Raw genomic sequence first — 17,592 nt, 5'->3', positions numbered from 1 at the left:
AGGCAGATCCGCCCCAAGCTCACGCCAGAGGCTCGCGATCCGTCGGGTCTCGTTGGACCGGTCGAGCTGGTCCCGGCTGATGTTGAGCAGTACAACGGCCCGGGGAAGGATCTGCCTGGCAACCTTGGGCAGCCAGATTTCGTCCACCTCGAGCGCGGCGGTCGCGTCAAAGGGCGGCCGGGACAGCGCGGCGAGCACTCCCGGCGCCATGTTCGCGCCACCGCTGTTGCTCTTCACCGGGCCGAGGGTGCCCAGCGCGCGGGCCAACAGCCGGGTGGTCGTTGTCTTGCCGTTGGTTCCGCTGACGCATGCCGCCAGCCGGCCGGCCGCGACCTCGGTGAGAATCTGCGGGGACACCTGGAGCGCCAGCTTGCCGCCGATCATCTCGCCTGATCCGCGTCCCAGCCGGCGGGAGGCCGAGGACGCAAGCTTCTCCACCGCGAGTGCAGCGCGGGTGCGGGTGGAGAACCGGCGTGGGGATGGTGTGGTCATCGCCTCATCAGCGTGCCACGACTCGCCTCGCCTGTTACAGCTACCCCCGCGTATGTCGACGGGGCGAGCGGCGCGGACCGACAGCCGCACCGACGACCGGAAGATCATCAGATCGGGACGCCGTGCTCACGAAGCCACACCAGCGGATCCACCGGCCGTTCGCCGACGTGCACCTCGAGGTGCAGATGAGGGCCCGTTGACCGGCCTTCGTTCCCGACCAGGGCGATCTGCTGACCAGCAGCAACCGTTCCCTCTCGGATCGTGAACACCCTCATATGACCGTAAACGGTCTCGACACCGTCCCCGTGCTGAAGCACGATTTCGTTTCCAAAACCGGATGCCGGCCCGGCGTAGAGGACATACCCGGCAGCCGCGGCCATGATGGGACTACCCAGCGGCGCGGCGATGTCAAGCCCGAGGTGACGCCCGGAGCCGGCCGTGGGGTTGAAGCCGCGCGAAATCGTCCCGATCGTCGGTATCACCCAGCCAGACCCCGCCACCGGACCGCGTGCTGCCGGCAGCGGCAGGGGCAGCGGCAGGGGCAGCGGCAGCGGCAGCGGCAGGGGTGAAGCCGTGGGAGCCGTGGGAGCCGTGGGAGCCGTGGGAGCCGCAGCAGGCGGTAGCAGAACGCTCCGCAGCGCCGTGACCCGCAGACCGTGGACGGCCTGGCGGGCGGTGGCGGCAAGCACCACGGGGTCGGGCGTACCGGGGACGACAAGCACAACCGCACTGTCGGCGACAAGGCCGAGCGCAGCGGACCGGGAGCGGTCCACCACAACGCCGACACCCGGCAGGCGGGTGGTTGCCAGCGCACCGACGCGCAGGTTGACCGGCCGGTCGCGACCGATGTCGACCTGAGCGCCCAGCTGCACGTCCAGAGCCGCTGCAACGCTGTGCGCAACCGCCACGTCTCCATCCGCGATCCGCTGCCACAGCCCGGTGGCCTCGGCGGTGCCGGCGGGCGCAACGGTGCGCAGCAGGCCCGAATCAGCCCCGACCGCGCCGGTGCGGCCGCTTCCCACACTCACCTCGGCAAAGTCGGTGACAACCGCCTCGACCGCGCCCACAGCCTGGCGAAGTCGGTCGATCTCAGCCCGGGTAAGACTGTGATCAGCCGTGACGAACAGGTACGGATCGGCTCGGTGTGTCAGCGGACCCAACGGGTCTCGGGTGCCGACGACCGCGCCGAACGCGGCGGCAATGGGCGGATGGCCCCCTGGTGCGGTCGTCGGGGGTGCGCGACGTGCGACGAGGGCTCCCACCACCGTGACTCCGACAACCGTGACTCCCACCAGCGTGCCGGCCACCAGCGTGCCGGCCACCAGCCGCACGGCCGCGCTGCCCTTGGCAGCCGACCGAGGCGGGCCCGCCCGGCCGCGCGACACCAGCATGATTGCGCCACCTTTGGGTCCCTGAGCCCGTCCGCGGGTCGATCAGGTCCGAGTGTGCTGCAAGATGTGATATGACGTGCCCGAAATGGGCGTCCGATGTGGAAACCCGATGTGCGAACCCGACGTGCAAGCCCGACCTGCAAGGCCAGGGCGGCCGTGGGCAGGTCGCGCCATGCCCCGACCGGGCACCGCCGACGACGCGGACGACCGCCCGCGGCTGGGCTCCGCACCCGGGCGCAGGGCCGGTGGATCACCGGTGGCACAGCTCACGACCGGTTCTGAAGTTGGGTCCTTGAGGTTGGGTTCTTGAGGTTGAGTTCTTGCGGTTGGGTCCTTGAGGTTGGGTATGGACGCGATACACGAACGTGAGGGAGCTCGGTGACCCGGAGAGCAAGTGCCATCGGCCGCGAGCGCGGCCGATGGACCGCACACGAGATCAGTCTTGACGACGCCGAAGACCTTGACGGGCTCACGGATCTGATGCGTGACATCTCGACGGAACTCGTCATCGCCTTCATCGAGGAGGACGACGAGTATCTGGGGATCGTCCGAGTGGACGGTGATGTCGGTGATCCCCGGGTCTTCCTGTCCGACCACCGGGTGCTGTTCACCTCGGCCCTGGCCGACCGGCTGCTCACGGGGGCGCTGCCGCCGCCGGGCAGCACCGCCATCGACGACGAATCCGAGGACCTGCTCGCGGGCGCCGCACCGGCAGGCGACATCGAGCTGCTTGCAGACGTCGGCACCGACGCGGACGCCCTCCTCGAGCTGATCACGGAGGAGGGCCTCCTGCCCGGGGACGTCGCAGCCGCGATCAGCGAACGCGCCGGCTGCGCGGACATCCTGGACGAGATCGGGAGCTGACGTGACGGGCATACCCGGCGACGCGGCCCGGTTCGCCGACCTGATGGGTGCCGCGCTGGCGGAGGCCGAGCAGGCGTCGGCCACCGGGGACGTTCCGGTGGGTGCCGTGGTGGCCGGCCCGGACGGAAAGATCATCGGCTGGGGCCGTAACGCCCGCGAGGCCGACCAGGACCCGACCGCTCACGCAGAGGTGGTCGCGCTACGTGCCGCGGCGGCGGCCACCGGCTCGTGGCGGCTGTCCGGTGCAACGCTGGTCGTCACCCTGGAACCGTGCACGATGTGCGCGGGCGCCCTCGTCCTCGCCCGGGTCGATCGGTTGGTCTACGGGGCACATGATCCGAAAGCAGGTGCGGTCGGGTCGCTGTGGGACGCCGTCCGCGACCCGCGCCTCAACCACCGTCCCGAGGTGATCACAGGAGTGCGGGAACAGGAATGCGCACGCCTTCTCACGGATTTCTTCGCCGCCCGCCGCATCCCGCGACGAGCACCCAGCTAATGATCAACTGGATGGATTCCGCTGACGTCAGCGGTATACACGGGTCGGCCGGGTCCGTCGGATCGGTACCCGCTGGTGGGTACCCGCCGGCATAGCCGCTGCGTCCAGTAAGCTAGCGAGCGGTGGAGTCGCCTAGTGGCCGAGGGCGCACGCCTCGAAAGCGTGTGAGGGGGCAACCCCTCCGTGGGTTCAAATCCCACCTCCACCGCCCACAGCCCACCGCCAGGCAGAACGCCGGGCCGATCGCCCGGCCCGGCGTTTGATCGTCGCCTTCCGTCTCAGCTCTCGTCTCGGTACTGCCAGGACGCTCGCGATGGACGGGTATCAGATCTGATGGAGGTCGATCTCTGCTGCGAAGGGCGCCGAGACCGTGACCACGCCGGTGAATACCTCTCCGTCCCGGTAGACCCGCCTCGCCGGGTCGAGGACATAGGTGTAGACCAGCGGAACACCGGTAGCGGCCTGCTCGATCCGCCAGTAGAAGGCGATGCCGGCCTTGGCGTACTGGTCCACCTTCACGATCCTGTCGGTGGTCTCCGAACCCGGCGAGACGATCTCCACGACCAACAGCACGTGTTCGGGACGGGTGGGCGTGACGTCGATCGTGTCCGCGCGATACACCACGACATCCGGACGGCGATTGGTGAGTGGCACGTCCTGCAGCCGGACGTCGAAGTCCGTGTCGGCGTTCCAGCCCACCCCGGCGGCCGCGTCCAGTGCGTTCGCGACGATCCGGGCCAGCCGGTTGTGCCGCTTGGACGCGCTGGGGCGCACGACGACCATCCCGTCCACGATCTCGATGCCCGCGCACTGCTCCTGCGACCAGGAGTCGTACTGCTCCGCCGTGATCTGCTCGTGCATCCACGCAGGGGCGACCATCTCCGCGGTCATGACGTACCTCCTGCGAACCTGGGCGGCAGGCCTGAGTCCTACCTGACAGCGTACTGTGCGCCTGCCGGGGGGAACGGACCCCCGACTCAGGCCGGCTCAGGCCATGGTCGCCAGGATCGCGGCGATGTCCGCGGGTTCGGTGCACGGGTTGACGATCGCGAACCGGGTCACCGTCTCCCCCTCGTGGACGGTCGGGGTGACGAACGCGAAACCCGACTGCAGCAGCTTCTCCGTCCACTCGTAGTACATCTGCGGCGCCCAGTTCAGGCGCCGCAGGACAACCACGGAAAGCTGCGGTTCGCGCACAAGCTCGACGTAGGGCAGTGCCCGGATCTGGTCGGCCGCGGCCCGGGCGGTGGCCAGGGACTTCTCCACGGCGGCGCTGTAGGCAAGGGTCCCGTGCACGGCGAGGGAGAACCAGAAGGGCAGACCACGCGCGCGCCGGGACAGGCCGATCGCGTAGTCCGCTGGATTCCAGGCGTCCGTGGACTCCAGCACCTCGAGGTAACCCGCTTTCTGCGCATGTGCCGCGCGGGCCAGCGCCGGTTCCCGATAGATCAGCGCACAGGCGTCGAACGGCGCGAACAACCATTTGTGCGGATCAACGATGAAGGAGTCGGCGTCCGCCACACCGGCAAAAAGGTGACGGACTGATTCCGCAGCCAGTGCGGCCAGTCCGTAGGCGCCGTCGACGTGTACCCAGATACCGCGTTCACGGGCTACGTCGACAATGCCGCGAATATCATCGACAATGCCGAACTGCGTGGTACCGGCTGTTGCCACGACGGCGAAGACCGTGTCGGCCACGGCGACGCCGGCGGCGTCCAACGCGGCGCCCAGCGCAGGACCGGTGAGCCGTCCGTCCTGGTCCGTCGCCACGACCAGAACGTCGACGCCCATGATGCGGGCGGCGGTCTCAACCGAGGAGTGCGCTTCGGAACCGCAGACGACCCGCCAGGTGGTGGGTTCGGCCCCGCCGCCTGCCGCCTGCCGCCTAGCCTGTTGCGCCGCGTGCCTGGCTGCGACCAGGGCGGAAAGGTTGCCGACCGTCCCCCCCTGGACGAAGACACCACCCGCCCGGGACGGGAAACCGGCCAGATCGGACAACCAGCGCAACGCCTGGTTCTCCGCGTAGACCGCACCGGCGCCCTCCAGCCAGCTGCCCGCATATACCGACGACGCCCCGACAACGAGGTCGAACAGTATTGCCGCCTTGGTGGGAGCCGCCGGAATGAACGAGAGATTACGGGGATGATCGACCGAAATGCAGGCTCTGGAGAGGACCTTGTCGAAAAGACCGAGCACCTCGACGCCGCCCATACCGTCGGGGGTAATCGTCGCTCCCGCGGTGGCGGCCAGGTCCGCGTGGGACCGCGACCCGTCCAGCGGGACCGGATGCAGACGCAGGCGCTCCCGCGCATAGTCGACAACAGCCTGGGCCAGAATCTCGCTGTCCATGTCATACCGATGCACGGAGCAGAGTATAGCCAGACTCACCTGACAATAGGGACGCGATACCGCGGTAGCAGTATGTGCATTTCATGTGCATTGGTGTACAAAACGAAACAGCTGGAAAATAATGCTGAATGCCGACTGTATTCTGATCGTGCACCGCGCCGAGACAGTCACGGGCCCGAGCCGAGCCAGCGGTGAGCCAGGCACACCGAGACGCACCGGGGCACGCGACATCAGCCATCGACCAACTGACCGCCGATCAGTTGGTCGACAGCGCGACCGCGGTGCCGACCGTGGAACGCGATCACCCGGCGTCGGTCAGGCCACCGGGCGTGCGGGACCCATCATGATCGCATACCCGTCAGTCCACCGGCGGCTCAGACGTCCTGCTTGCCCCGTCGGCGAATGAGGAAACCGCCGCCGGCAATAGCGGCCAGCAGGGCGATCAGCGCGAAACGCTTCATTGCGTACCTCCACGATGCGGACGAAAGGCATTACACAACATTCCAACACCGGCACCAGTACCTGGCGCTCGAGCCATCCTGCACACCGGAAAAATCACCCTGGGTAGCTGGCTGAACCTTGCGGATCGGCGGTGGGTCGAACCTGAGCATGCCATGTCCACAGCCAGTTGGCGGGAAGGCGGCCCAGGATGTCGACCATCATACGGGCGCCGCCCCTCGTCCGCCGCATCACCGGGTACCCCGATCACGATGATCTCAGAGAAGATCACGAATGGTAATCGTCTGATCCCGGCCGGGGCCGACGCCGACGGCCGACACCGGCGCCCCGGCCAACTCCTCGACAGCCTTCACGTAGTCACGAGCAGCCTGTGGGAGCTGATCGAACGACGTGGCGCCCGAGATGTCGTCACCCCAGCCCGGCAGTTCCTCATAGATCGGCCTGGCGTGATGGAACTCGGTCTGGGTCATGGGCATGTCGTCGTGGCGGACACCGTGCACGTCATATCCGACACATATCGGAACACGATCAAATCCGGACAATACATCCAGTTTGGTAAGAAAAACATCAGTCAACCCGTTCACGCGCACGGCGTAGCGGGCGATGACCGCATCGAACCAGCCCGTACGCCGGGCTCGACCGGTGGTCACACCGAACTCGCCACCGACGGCACGCAGCTCGTCGCCGACCTTGTCGGTGAGTTCGGTCGGAAACGGGCCGGAGCCGACGCGGGTCGTATACGCCTTGCAGATACCGATCACCCGCGTGATCCGGGTCGGGCCGATACCCGAGCCGGTCGCGGCCCCGCCCGCCGTCGGATTCGACGAGGTGACGAACGGATAGGTCCCATGGTCGACATCGAGCAGGGTGCCCTGCGAACCCTCCAGCAGGACGACCTTGCCGGCCCGTAACGCCTGGTCCAGGACAAGCCCGGTATCGGCGATGTGCGGTCCGAGCAGGCGCGCGTATCCGGCGTACTCCTCGACGATCGCGTCCGTGTCAAGGGCCCGTCGATTATAGATCTTGGTCAGGATCTGGTTCTTGTCCCGCAGCGCCAGCTCCAGCTTGGCCCGGAAGATCCCAGGGTCGAGGAGGTCCTGAACGCGGATCCCCGTCCGGGCAATCTTGTCACCATAGGTCGGACCTATCCCGCGGCCGGTCGTCCCGATCCGAGCCTTGCCAAGGTAACGCTCCGTCACCTTATCGAGCGCGCGATGATGGGGCATGATCAGATGAGCATTCGCGCTGATCAACAAACGGGACACGTCGATGCCACGGGCGATCAGCCCATCCATCTCGCCGAGAAGAACCCCCGGATCGATCACCACACCGTTGCCGATCACGGGCACGCAGTCGGCACGTAGCACGCCACTTGGGATCAGATGCAGAGCGTAACTTTCCTCACCGATGACGACCGTATGTCCGGCATTGTTACCGCCCTGGTAACGGACCACGAAGTCGACCGCCCCGCCAAGCAGGTCGGTCGCCTTTCCCTTGCCTTCATCGCCCCACTGGGCACCGATCAGCACGAGCGCAGGCACCGGGCGAGGTTACCTGGCCCACCGGTCGGAGCGGGCGCACGGGCGGCACTGCGTGATATCGATCCAGGTCGACGGGCTAAAAATCATGACTACCCGATACGTGCGGACGCTGCCGGGCGCCCCCGTCGACCACTGTGACGATCACGATCATTTCCCGTGCCCGGCGGGCCTGGAAACCCCTGACGGACCCTGGATGATCGCGACGAGTGGCCGTCGGTCCACCGTCGCGACACGATTGATCGTCTAAATAAAGATCCTACTTGCATTACCAAGAGTTACTGTGGAGGCTGTTCCGGTAACAGGATTAGTCAATCGGGACGGGGGTGTCACGGTGGCCGCTGTCACCGCCCGGTCCGTGCGTGCCGAAGGCTCCGGCCAGAGCACCGGCACGGCGGACGACCTGGCATCGGAGAGTGCTTCCGCCAGCCACCGGCGGCATGAAGAGAAGATCATCGCGTCGCCGTCGGCCCCGCCGCCACATCCGTCCGACCGACCCACATCAGCACAGCCGGTCGTGCCGCCGACGCCGGTCGGAGACCAGCCAGGGAGAGGTCTGACCACACTGAACCTGCCTGACGCCCCCCTGCCGGCGGTGGCGCATCCCGGCGGCGGCCCACCGGAGGACACCCCGCCCGTCGCGACTCCACCAGCTGATCGCAGACCCGACAGCCGGGTCGGTCCCCTCACGGTTCACTGGACACCGGCGTTGCGTACCAACATCATTCGCCAGTCACAGGTCACGAGTCAGGTCGTCGGTGTACATGCCTGGCCCGTCGGCTTCTCACCCATCGGTGACCTGCTTCCCGCCACCCTGCCCGAGGTGCTCAGGCGAGGCAGCCACGCGGTCCGCAGCGCCAACGAGGTCGAAGAACAGCGCAAGGAGCGCGCGGACGCCATCGCCACCTATGCGGTCGCGCAGATCGCCGAGTTTCTCGCCATCTGCGCGGCCGAGGGCCTCACCCCGACCTTGACGATCCGGGTGGTCGCAGACCGGCAACCGGATCAACCCCCGGATCAACCCCCGGATCAACCCGCCGAGGCCGCGACGCCTCGACGTGGCCGGCGCACCCCGCCACGAGCCTGGCCGGTGCTCTACTGGCGCAACCAGAGTTTCCCGTACACCGGCCGCTCCCTGCACCTGTTCGTGGACGCCTCCGGACAGACCTTCGAAAGCCGCGAGGACCCCGGGCCGCAGGCCGTCCTCGGCCGCGACGTCCGGGTCTGGCCGGTCGACGTCCACACCGTTATCGGGTCCATGGCGGAAGTCGACGCCCGACGGTGTGCGCATCAGCTCGTCTACGCCATGGCGCACCTGCTGTGGAATGCCGGCATCAGCCTGTAAGGCCCCGGGGACGTCGGCCTCCGGCGATGCGACAGAACCACGATCGCATCGCCTTTGGCCCGGTAGGGCCGGTAGCAGCCCGGATGAGGTGGTCGGCACGGGCGCTACCCTGTATCGCGTGCCTCCACCCACCGACCACGACGCGATCACGGCCCGCGCCCGGCCGACCGGGCGGTGGCGGGTGGCGAGGTGAAGGTCCTCGTCGTCGGCTCGGGAGGCCGGGAGCACGCGTTGTGCCGGGCCCTGTCGCGCGACCCGGCGGTAGGCGCGCTGGTGTGCGCCCCCGGTAACGCCGGCACCGCACAGCTGGCGCAGCCGCGTCCACTCGATGTCGCCGACCCCGACGCCGTGGCCAACCTGGCCGAGGCCGTCCAGGCGGATCTGACCATCATCGGGCCGGAGGTACCCCTGGTTGCCGGCGCCGCCGACGAACTGCGGGTCCGAGGCCTGCGCTGCTTCGGGCCGACCGCCGCGGCCGCGCGGCTGGAGGGCAGCAAGGCCTTCGCCAAGAACGTGATGCACGCCGCCGGCGTCCCCACCGCGGCGTCGCGTGATCACACCGAGATCGAACCGGCCCTCGCAGACCTCGACGAGTTCGGTCCGCCCTACGTCGTCAAGTACGACGGTCTCGCCGGCGGCAAGGGAGTGACCGTCACGACCGACCGGCGCAGCGCGGTCGCGGCGGTACGCGCATGCCTGCGCAACCCCGAGGACCGAGTCGTGATCGAGGAGTATCTGGACGGGCCCGAGGTCTCGCTGTTCGCGATCGTGACCGAAGCCGGGACCGTCATCCCCCTGCTACCCGCTCAGGACCACAAGCGGGTCGGGGACGGCGATACCGGGCCGAACACCGGCGGGATGGGCGCGTACACCCCACTGCCGTGGGCGCCGCGCGGGTTGTCCGCCCAGGTCGTGCGGACTGTGATCCAGCCCACCGTGGACGAGATGGCACGCCGCGGCACCCCCTTCTGCGGCCTGCTGTACGCCGGCCTTGCACTGACCTCCCGCGGTGTGCGGGTCGTCGAGTTCAACGTCCGGTTCGGCGACCCCGAGATACAGGCGATCCTGGCTCTGCTGGCCACCCCTCTGACCGATGTCCTGTCCGGCTACCGGACGCCGGTGTGGCGGTCCGGCGCCGCCGTCACGGTCGTCGTCGCGGCAGCCGGTTATCCGCAGGCGCCGCGGCTCGGCGATCCGATCATCGGCCTCAACGCCGCCGGAGCCCTCACCGGGGTGGACATCCTGCATGCCGGAACCCGCCGGGACGCCGATGGCACCATCGTGTCGTCCGGGGGTCGCGTGCTGTGCGTCACCGCCATCGGCCCGCATCTGGAAGCCGCGAGAGGATCAGCCTACGAGGCCGTCAGCCGAATCTCCCTGGCTGGCGCGCACTACCGGACCGACATCGGGGACCCGTCGCGGCTGGGCCCCTACGGGCCTTCGGTCGTGCGACAAGAACCATGATCGCACGACCTTTGGCTCACCAGGCTTCTCCGGGCCTCCGGTCGTGCGACAAAAACCATGATCACACGACCTTTGGCCCACCGGGCTTCTCCGGGACAGGCCGTCACGACGCATCGAGAAAGTGAGTGAACACGCAGGTATGAACGCGACCGTCCAGACCGGCTCAACCATGGTGCCGCCCAAGGTGGCCATCGTGTTCGGCTCCCCGTCCGACGCACAGACGATGAGCAAGGCCGGCGCGACGCTGGAACGTTTCGGCGTCCCCTACGAACAGGTCTCGCTGTCCGCCCACCGTGCCCCCCATGCCCTCACCCGGTATGTGGGTGAGCTGCGGACCCGCGGGATCGCGGTTGTCATCGCCGGCGCCGGGCTCGCCGCCGCCCTGCCCGGCGCGGTCGCCGCGCTCACAACGCTGCCGGTGATCGGCGTCCCGATCTCGGGCGGGGCGCTGGACGGTATGGACGCCCTGCTCGCCATCGCGCAGATGCCGCCCGGCGTCCCCGTGGCCACGGTCGGGCTGAACAACTCCACGAACGCGGCCGTGCTGGCCACCCAGATCCTCGCTCTGAACGACCCGGACCTGCACGTCCTGCTAACCGTGTTCAAGGACGACTTCGAGAAGGCCGCGGCCGCGGGCCTCGCCGAGATACTCCCGCCGGCCTGACGGGCTCGTCCCAGAATCGTCCCAGGCTCGTCACGGAATCGTCACAGGATGGGCGCGGGGAGGTATGCCGCGGCGTCGGGGTAGCGACGCACGACGTCCTCGACCCTGGCGTGGAAGTCCGCGACCTGCGCGCGGGCGGCGCCGGTGAACGCGAGTGGCTCGGCCAGCACGGACGACAACGCGACGGCGTCCAGACCCAGCCGCTCGTCACCGGCGAGCCGCTTCATCAGATCGTTGTGGTCGGCGCCCTTCTCCCGCATCGTCAGGGCGACCGCGACGGCATGCTCGCGGATGACCTCGTGGGCGGTTTCCCGCCCGACCCCGCGGCGCACCGCCGCCATCAGGACCTTGGTCGTGGCCAGGAACGGCAGGTTGCGGTCCAGCTCGCGGGCGATCACTGCCGGGTAGGCCCCGAAGTCGTCCAGGATCGTCAGGAACGTCTCGTAGAGTCCGTCGGCGGCGAAGAAGGCGCCTGGAAGCGCCACCCTGCGCACAACCGAACAGGACACATCCCCCTCGTTCCACTGGTTCCCGGCAAGTTCGCCGGTCATGGTCGCGAATCCGCGCAGCACCACGGCCAGGCCACCGACCCGCTCACACGAACGCGTGTTCATCTTGTGCGGCATCGCCGACGAGCCCACCTGGCCCGCGGCGAAGCCCTCGGTGGCCAGTTCATGGCCGGCCATCAGTCGGATGGTCACCGCGAGGCTCGCCGGCGCCGCCGCAGCCTGCGCCAACGCGGTGAGGACGTCGAAGTCCAGCGACCGTGGGTAGACCTGGCCGACGCTGGTCAGCACCCGTCCGAAGCCGAGGAACTCCGCGATCCGCCGTTCCAGCTCGGCCAGTTTCGCCGGATCCGCGTCCAGCAGGTCGAGCATGTCCTGGCCGGTCCCGACCGGACCCTTCATCCCACGCAGCGGGTAGCGGGCGAGCAGCTCCTCGACCCGCTCGAACGCGACGAGCAGCTCCTGACCGGCGGAAGCGAACCGCTTGCCGAGCGTGGTGGCCTGCGCCGGCACATTGTGGCTGCGTCCGGTTATCACCAGGGTGTCGTACGTGGCGGCAAGGTGCCCGAGCCGGGCCAGCGCCGCCACCATCCGGTTCTGGATCAGTGCCAGCGAGCTGCGCACCTGGAGCTGCTCGACGTTCTCGGTGAGATCCCGCGACGTCATGCCCTTGTGCACGTGCTCATGGCCGGCAAGGGCGTTGAACTCCTCGATCCGGGCCTTCACGTCATGGCGCCGGATCCGCTCACGTTGCGCGATCGAATCAAGATCGACATCGGTGAGGACCCGCTCATAGTCTTCGATCACACCCACGGGGATGGCCAGGCCCAGGTCCCGCTGGGCGCGCAGCACCGCCAGCCAGAGCCGGCGTTCCTGGACGACCTTGTTCTCCGGTGACCACAGGCCGGTCAGTTCGGCCGAGGCGTAGCGGGTCGCCAGCACATCAGGAATCACGGACTTGGTCGCCATAGAGGCCATCGTGCCCCACCGGCGGGTCGCAATCCCCAGCTCGGGCTCCTCAGGCCTCCGGACCTGACACAAAACTTTCGAGACACAAGCTTTCGAGGTTTGTACGATCAAAAACGGCCTCGCAGCCGAACAAAGCTCGAAAGATCGCGGCGGACGACAGCCAGCAGGTGACGGCGGACACCGGCTAATGGATGATGACCTCCAGGACGATCATCACGAGGCCGAGCGCAGCGCTGCTGCAGGCGTACACGACCAGCCGCCAGCCGGTCAGCCGACAGGCCCGGCCGGCCACGGTGCCCCAGATCGCGAGCAGCACCACCGACGTCCCCAACGCCGCATCCTGGGCGCCCACCACCGAGGCGCCCTCCGCGACGGCGATGCCCAGCGCCGCCATCGGCGGCACCGCTGCCTGCACAATCGGCCAGTGCTCGGCCAATGCCGCGCGCACCTCGCCCAGCGACGGCTTCGTGCCCGTGCTGAGCCGGCCGCTGACGACGCGCGAATAACCGTGCGCGAGCCAGAACACCATGACGGTCACGGCGACCGTCAGGGCGATTTCATAGCTCTCGGTGTGATCCGGGTCCTCCGCCGCGACGACGGCCGCGACGAGAATGGTCCCGTAGATCGCGTTCGCGGGGTCACCGGTCGCCAGGATCAGCCAGCGGACGATGCCCCGACGCCACCGCGGCCCATCGGGCTGCGCGGGTGTCGTGTCCTGCCCGGCACGGCCATCCACGGCTGTCACCGATGGCTGTCGCTCGGTCACGATCCCCCTTAGAACGCCCGGGGCCACCGACGATGCCGGCGGACCAGCCCGCGCCAGACCCGGACCGCTACAATTAGTTCACTTACCGTCACCATTGTCGGTCACACATAGGGACTCCGCATGTCGGGGACACCCGCGCAGGCATCGGCGCAGGCATCGGCGCAGGCATCGGCTCCGGCATCGGCTCCGGCATCGGCTCCGGCATCGGCTCCGGCATCGGCTCCGGCGCGACTCGATACGGTCGGCGTGCCTCGATACGGTCTCGGTATGCCGCTGACGCATGAGGAGTTCGCCGGGCTGACCCATCTGGGATCCGGCAAGGTACGGGAGCTGTTCGCCGTCGGCGACGATTCGGTCCTGCTGGTCGCCAGCGACCGGATCTCCGCCTTCGACGTCGTGCTGCCCACCGACATCCCGGACAAGGGCGCCGTCCTCACCGGACTCTCCCTGTGGTGGTTCGACCAACTCGCCGACATCGTGCCGTCCCACCTGCTCAGTGCGAACGTGGACGAGTACCCCGATGAGCTCGCGCCCTATTCCGAGCAGCTACGCGGCCGGTCGATGCTGTGCCGACGGTTGTCGATGGTGCCGATCGAGTGCGTGGCCCGCGGATACCTGACCGGCAGTGCCCTCAAGGACTATCGGCGAACCGGCTCGGTCAGCGGCCACACCCTGCCTGCAGGGCTCCTCGACGGCAGCAGGCTGCCGCTGCCGATATACACACCGTCGACGAAAGCCGCGGTCGGCGAGCACGACGAGAACATCAGCCGAGCGGACGCGGCCACCCGCGTTGGCACGCAGGTGGCCGCCGACCTGGAGAGACTCACGTTGACGATCTTCGGACGCGCGACCGATCTCGCCGCCGAGCGCGGCATCATCCTCGCCGACACCAAGTTCGAGTTCGGCCATGACACCGACGGCGTCCTGCGACTGGCCGACGAGATACTGACCCCGGACTCATCCCGATTCTGGCCGGTCGACAGCTGGCAGCCAGGGCGCTCGCAGCCGTCCTTTGACAAACAGTTCATTCGTGACTATCTGATCTCCACCGGCTGGGACCGCTCCGCACCCGGCCCCGAACTGCCCGACCCGGTCGTCGAGGCCACCCGCGACCGCTACGTCGAGGCGTACGAGCGCCTGACCGGTACGTCCTTCGCCGACTACCTGGCCACAGCCTAAGATCACCCGACAACAGGGGCGCTCTAAGATCGCGATGTTTGAGCCCAGCGGGTAACGCGCTTAGTGGTCGGGCATCTCGGCACGTCGGCGCCCGTGTTCGCCGCTGCCGGCGGCTCGCCACGCCCGGACGTCGTGATGATCCCGCCGCCGACGGGCAGGATCGAGGATGAACCGAACCATAGGCGATCTTTCGGATCATCACGACAAAGACGGACGGGGTGCGATGTGCGGTGGGTGACAGGCGAGCGCGGGCGATTGCGGACGCGTTACGCTGGCTGCCGACGTCCGGTACCCCCACGAGGACTGGAACGACACTGATGGCCACAGCCCGAACCACGACTTCGACGCGCCCCCGACCGTCCAACGGCGGGAAGCCGACACTGGTACGCAGCCGCGCGGACCTCGAGACGCTACTCCACTCGTCACCCTTAGCGCCCGTGGAAACGCGTGCAGTCGTGATGACAATGGGGGCGTTGCACGCCGGGCACTGCGAACTCATCCGGACGGCCCGTGCGCGTGCCGATCAGTTGATCGTCACGATCTTTGTCAACCCGCTCCAGTTCGGCCCGGGGGAAGATCTTTCGCGCTACCCCCGGATGCTCGAGGCGGACCTGGAGATCTGCGCCGCCGAGGGGGTCGACGTCGTCTTCGCGCCGACGCTCGTGCACGAGGCCCCACCCGCTGTCCGCGTCTGCGCCGGCCCACTCGGCGATCTGCTGGAAGGGTCGAGCCGTCCCGGGCATTTCGACGGCGTCCTCACGATCGTGGCGACACTGCTGCACCTCACCGGTCCGCAGTTGGCCTTCTTCGGCAAGAAGGACGCCCAGCAGCTTGTCCTCATCCGCCGCATGGTGCGGGATCTGGCCTTTCGGACCGAGGTCGTCGGGGTGTCAACCGTCCGGGCACCCGACGGACTGGCCCTGTCCAGCCGCAACTCCTACCTGACGACCCATCAACACCGCGCCGCGCTCGCGCTGTCGCGAGCGCTGGCGGTCGGGGTGAGCGTCGCGGACGAAGGCCCGGACGTGGTGCTCGCGGCCGCCGAGAACGTCCTGGCCGCCGAACCGGGTGTTGACGTCGACTACCTCACCCTCGCCAGCCCCGATGACCTGACGCCGGTGCGTCGCGGCCAGGCGCTGCTGCTGGTCGCGGCCCGGGTCGGCACCGTCCGACTGATCGACAACATCGAGCTCACGCTGCCCGAGGAGGCCGGCTGACCGTGTTCCGGACCATGCTCAAGTCGAAGATCCATCGAGCCACTGTCACCCAGGCCGACCTCCACTATGTCGGCTCGGTGACGATCGACGTCGACCTGCTGGAGGATGCCGACCTGCTGCCCGGCGAACAGGTCACGATCGTTGACATTGACAACGGTGCCCGGCTGGAGACGTACGCGATCGCCGGCCCACGCGGCAGCGGCGTCATCGGGATCAACGGCGCTGCGGCCCGGCTCGTCCACCCCGGCGATCTGGTGATCATACTGTCGTACGCGGTCATGGCAGACGCGGACGCCCGCCGGTTCGCCCCGCGCGTGCTGTTCGTGGACAGCGCCAACCGGGTCGTCGCGCGCGGGGACGACCCGGCACAGGCAATCCCGGACGATCCGTCCAGCCTGCGTGGGGACATCGTCAGCCCGAACGCGGTGAGCCAGGCGTCGATCGGGCCGGCATCGTCCGGGCGGCGGGTTCGTACGTGACGGTCCTGCCGTGTCAGCTTGGCGCGCCCCGACCGGGGTGGGCCCGCGATGCCGACATCGTCGTGATCGGCTCCGGGATCGCGGGGCTGGCCACCGTCCTGCATGCCCGGGCGGCAGTACCCGGCGGCCGGGTGCTACTGGTCACCAAGGCACGCCTGGACGAGGGCTCGACCCGATGGGCGCAGGGTGGGATCGCCGCGGCACTCGCCCCGGAGGATTCTCCAGATGATCACCTGACCGACACCCTCGTGGCCGGGGTCGGGCTGTGCGACGTCGACGCGGTCCGGATCCTGGTCACCGAGGGTCCGGCCCGGGTCCGGGAACTGGCCGACCTCGGCGCCTCGTTCGACCGTGACGACTCCGCGGGCGGGTTCGCGTTGACCCGCGAAGGTGGGCACCTGCGCAACCGGGTCGTGCACGCCGGCGGGGATGCGACCGGCCTGGAGGTGGAGCGGGCCCTGATCGCCGCGCTGCGGGCGGATCCGGGCGTCGAGGTGATCGAACACGCGCTCGTCCTCGACCTGCTGCTGGACGCGGACGGCAACGCCGCCGGGGTGACCTTGCACGTCCTCGGCGAGGGGACGACGGACGGCGTGGGCGCGGTAACCGCACGCGCAGTGGTCCTCGCGACCGGTGGGATGGGGCAGGTCTTCGCGTCAACCACGAACCCGCCGGTGTCGACGGGCGATGGCGTGGCGCTGGCCCTGCGCGCCGGGGCGATCGTCACCGACCTGGAGTTCGTCCAGTTCCACCCGACCGCGCTGTGGCTGGCAGGAACCGGTGGCGATGCGGCTCCCGGTCCCAGCGACCCCGTGTCCGGCCAGCAGCCACTGGTCAGTGAGGCCATGCGCGGCGAGGGCGCCCGGCTGGTGGACGCCACCGGCGGCGCTGTCATGGCGGGCGTCCACCCGCTGGCAGATCTCGCCCCGCGCGATGTCGTGGCGAAGCAGATGTCGCGTGTGATGGCCGCTCAGGGCGTCGACCACCTGTACCTGGATGCCCGTGGGCTGGGCAGATCCACGCTGCTGCGACGATTCCCGACGATCACTGCGCGCTGTCGTGCCGCCGGGGTGGACCCGGTCAGTATGCCGATCCCGGTCGCCCCGGCGGCGCACTACGCCAGCGGTGGTGTCTGGACGGACAGCTGGGGCCGCACCAGCGTCCCCGGTCTCTACGCCTGCGGTGAGGTCGCGTGCACAGGCGTGCACGGCGCGAACCGGTTGGCGTCCAACAGTCTGCTGGAAGGACTGGTCTTCGCCGCCAGGATCGCCACCGACCTCGCCCGCGGGCTGCCGACCCCCGCGCGGCCCGCGGACCCGGTGGTGGGACGCGGCTCGGCCGGGCTCGCCGACCCGGTGGCCCGCGCGGACCTGGCCCGGGCGATGGCAGCCGGCGCGGGGGTACTGCGCAGTGC

16 protein-coding genes and 1 tRNA gene are annotated in these 17,592 nt (G+C 68.8%); 10 read left to right on the top strand and 7 right to left on the bottom strand.

Annotated elements, in window-relative coordinates; translation table 11 throughout:
* A partial coding sequence (locus U9983_RS19760) for a Mur ligase family protein (RefSeq protein ID WP_322755460.1) occupies window positions 1-492 on the bottom strand: 492 nt, incomplete at its 3' end.
* Window positions 493-599: 107 nt separating this feature from the next.
* On the bottom strand, window positions 600-1,883 hold the full coding sequence (locus U9983_RS19755; RefSeq protein ID WP_322755459.1) for a M23 family metallopeptidase: 1,284 nt from the start codon (window positions 1,881-1,883) through the stop codon (window positions 600-602).
* 378 nt (window positions 1,884-2,261) lie between these two features.
* Here U9983_RS19755 and U9983_RS19750 point away from each other — a divergent pair, with 378 nt between their 5' ends.
* The 3 genes from U9983_RS19750 to U9983_RS19740 all read left to right on the top strand — a co-directional run bounded on the left by U9983_RS19750 (window position 2,262) and on the right by U9983_RS19740 (window position 3,451).
* Window positions 2,262-2,747, top strand: coding sequence for a tRNA adenosine deaminase-associated protein (locus tag U9983_RS19750; protein ID WP_322751912.1), 486 nt, complete (start codon window positions 2,262-2,264; stop codon window positions 2,745-2,747).
* Between the two features lie 43 nt (window positions 2,748-2,790).
* Complete coding sequence (tadA, locus tag U9983_RS19745) at window positions 2,791-3,243, top strand: tRNA adenosine(34) deaminase TadA (RefSeq protein WP_322755463.1); 453 nt, start codon at window positions 2,791-2,793, stop codon at window positions 3,241-3,243.
* 121 nt (window positions 3,244-3,364) lie between these two features.
* Window positions 3,365-3,451, top strand: a tRNA-Ser gene (locus U9983_RS19740).
* Window positions 3,452-3,567: 116 nt separating this feature from the next.
* On the opposite strand, the gene U9983_RS19735 is transcribed toward U9983_RS19740, so the two are convergent.
* The 3 genes from U9983_RS19735 to U9983_RS19725 all read right to left on the bottom strand — a co-directional run bounded on the left by U9983_RS19735 (window position 3,568) and on the right by U9983_RS19725 (window position 7,592).
* Window positions 3,568-4,134: a Uma2 family endonuclease gene (locus U9983_RS19735; protein ID WP_416211454.1), complete on the bottom strand. Its 567-nt coding sequence runs from the start codon at window positions 4,132-4,134 to the stop codon at window positions 3,568-3,570.
* Window positions 4,135-4,230: 96 nt separating this feature from the next.
* Window positions 4,231-5,592 (bottom strand): pyridoxal phosphate-dependent decarboxylase family protein, encoded by a 1,362-nt coding sequence (locus U9983_RS19730; protein WP_322755458.1) that lies wholly within the window; start codon window positions 5,590-5,592, stop codon window positions 4,231-4,233.
* A 716-nt stretch (window positions 5,593-6,308) separates the two neighbouring features.
* Window positions 6,309-7,592 (bottom strand): adenylosuccinate synthase, encoded by a 1,284-nt coding sequence (locus U9983_RS19725; RefSeq protein WP_322751358.1) that lies wholly within the window; start codon window positions 7,590-7,592, stop codon window positions 6,309-6,311.
* A 331-nt stretch (window positions 7,593-7,923) separates the two neighbouring features.
* Between U9983_RS19725 and U9983_RS19720 the strand changes: the two genes are divergently transcribed.
* The 3 genes from U9983_RS19720 to purE all read left to right on the top strand — a co-directional run bounded on the left by U9983_RS19720 (window position 7,924) and on the right by purE (window position 11,062).
* Window positions 7,924-8,934 (top strand): hypothetical protein, encoded by a 1,011-nt coding sequence (locus tag U9983_RS19720; RefSeq protein WP_322755457.1) that lies wholly within the window; start codon window positions 7,924-7,926, stop codon window positions 8,932-8,934.
* A gap of 189 nt (window positions 8,935-9,123) precedes the next feature.
* Entirely contained in the window at window positions 9,124-10,398 is a 1,275-nt protein-coding gene (purD, locus tag U9983_RS19715; protein ID WP_322755461.1) for a phosphoribosylamine--glycine ligase, read from the top strand.
* A 169-nt stretch (window positions 10,399-10,567) separates the two neighbouring features.
* Window positions 10,568-11,062 (top strand): 5-(carboxyamino)imidazole ribonucleotide mutase, encoded by a 495-nt coding sequence (gene purE, locus U9983_RS19710; RefSeq protein ID WP_416211455.1) that lies wholly within the window; start codon window positions 10,568-10,570, stop codon window positions 11,060-11,062.
* A 41-nt stretch (window positions 11,063-11,103) separates the two neighbouring features.
* Here the strand turns inward: purE and purB are convergent, their stop codons facing one another.
* Window positions 11,104-12,537, bottom strand: coding sequence for an adenylosuccinate lyase (gene purB / locus U9983_RS19705; RefSeq protein WP_322755456.1), 1,434 nt, complete (start codon window positions 12,535-12,537; stop codon window positions 11,104-11,106).
* Window positions 12,538-12,721: 184 nt separating this feature from the next.
* Complete coding sequence (locus tag U9983_RS19700; protein WP_322755455.1) at window positions 12,722-13,303, bottom strand: hypothetical protein; 582 nt, start codon at window positions 13,301-13,303, stop codon at window positions 12,722-12,724.
* A gap of 267 nt (window positions 13,304-13,570) precedes the next feature.
* Here U9983_RS19700 and U9983_RS19695 point away from each other — a divergent pair, with 267 nt between their 5' ends.
* The 4 genes from U9983_RS19695 to U9983_RS19680 form a co-directional block, all read left to right on the top strand.
* Window positions 13,571-14,482, top strand: coding sequence for a phosphoribosylaminoimidazolesuccinocarboxamide synthase (locus tag U9983_RS19695; RefSeq protein ID WP_322755454.1), 912 nt, complete (start codon window positions 13,571-13,573; stop codon window positions 14,480-14,482).
* Between the two features lie 317 nt (window positions 14,483-14,799).
* Window positions 14,800-15,699, top strand: coding sequence for a pantoate--beta-alanine ligase (gene panC / locus U9983_RS19690; protein ID WP_322755453.1), 900 nt, complete (start codon window positions 14,800-14,802; stop codon window positions 15,697-15,699).
* 2 nt (window positions 15,700-15,701) lie between these two features.
* Window positions 15,702-16,178, top strand: coding sequence for an aspartate 1-decarboxylase (panD, locus tag U9983_RS19685; protein WP_322755452.1), 477 nt, complete (start codon window positions 15,702-15,704; stop codon window positions 16,176-16,178).
* Window positions 16,175-17,592: L-aspartate oxidase (locus U9983_RS19680; protein WP_322755451.1), on the top strand; the 1,418-nt coding region annotated here is incomplete at its 3' end. The genes panD and U9983_RS19680, both read left to right, overlap by 4 nt.

This window comes from Protofrankia sp. Cas3 (assembly GCF_963555955.1).
Taxonomy (GTDB): Bacteria; Actinomycetota; Actinomycetes; order Frankiales; family Frankiaceae; genus Protofrankia.
This window is presented reverse-complemented; position numbering and strand designations above follow the sequence as displayed.

Excerpts from the sequence above, each read along its gene's own strand:
- U9983_RS19695 (WP_322755454.1), top strand. The coding sequence starts at position 13,571 with ATGCCGCTGACGCATGAGGAGTTCGCCGGGCTGACCCATCTGGGATCC.
- U9983_RS19735 (WP_416211454.1), bottom strand. The coding sequence starts at position 4,134 with ATGACCGCGGAGATGGTCGCCCCTGCGTGGATGCACGAGCAGATCACG.
- purE (WP_416211455.1), top strand. The coding sequence starts at position 10,568 with ATGGTGCCGCCCAAGGTGGCCATCGTGTTCGGCTCCCCGTCCGACGCA.
- purB (WP_322755456.1), bottom strand. The coding sequence starts at position 12,537 with ATGGCGACCAAGTCCGTGATTCCTGATGTGCTGGCGACCCGCTACGCC.
- U9983_RS19730 (WP_322755458.1), bottom strand. The coding sequence starts at position 5,592 with ATGGACAGCGAGATTCTGGCCCAGGCTGTTGTCGACTATGCGCGGGAG.
- tadA (WP_322755463.1), top strand. The coding sequence starts at position 2,791 with ATGGGTGCCGCGCTGGCGGAGGCCGAGCAGGCGTCGGCCACCGGGGAC.
- panC (WP_322755453.1), top strand. The coding sequence starts at position 14,800 with ATGGCCACAGCCCGAACCACGACTTCGACGCGCCCCCGACCGTCCAAC.
- U9983_RS19755 (WP_322755459.1), bottom strand. The coding sequence starts at position 1,883 with ATGCTGGTGTCGCGCGGCCGGGCGGGCCCGCCTCGGTCGGCTGCCAAG.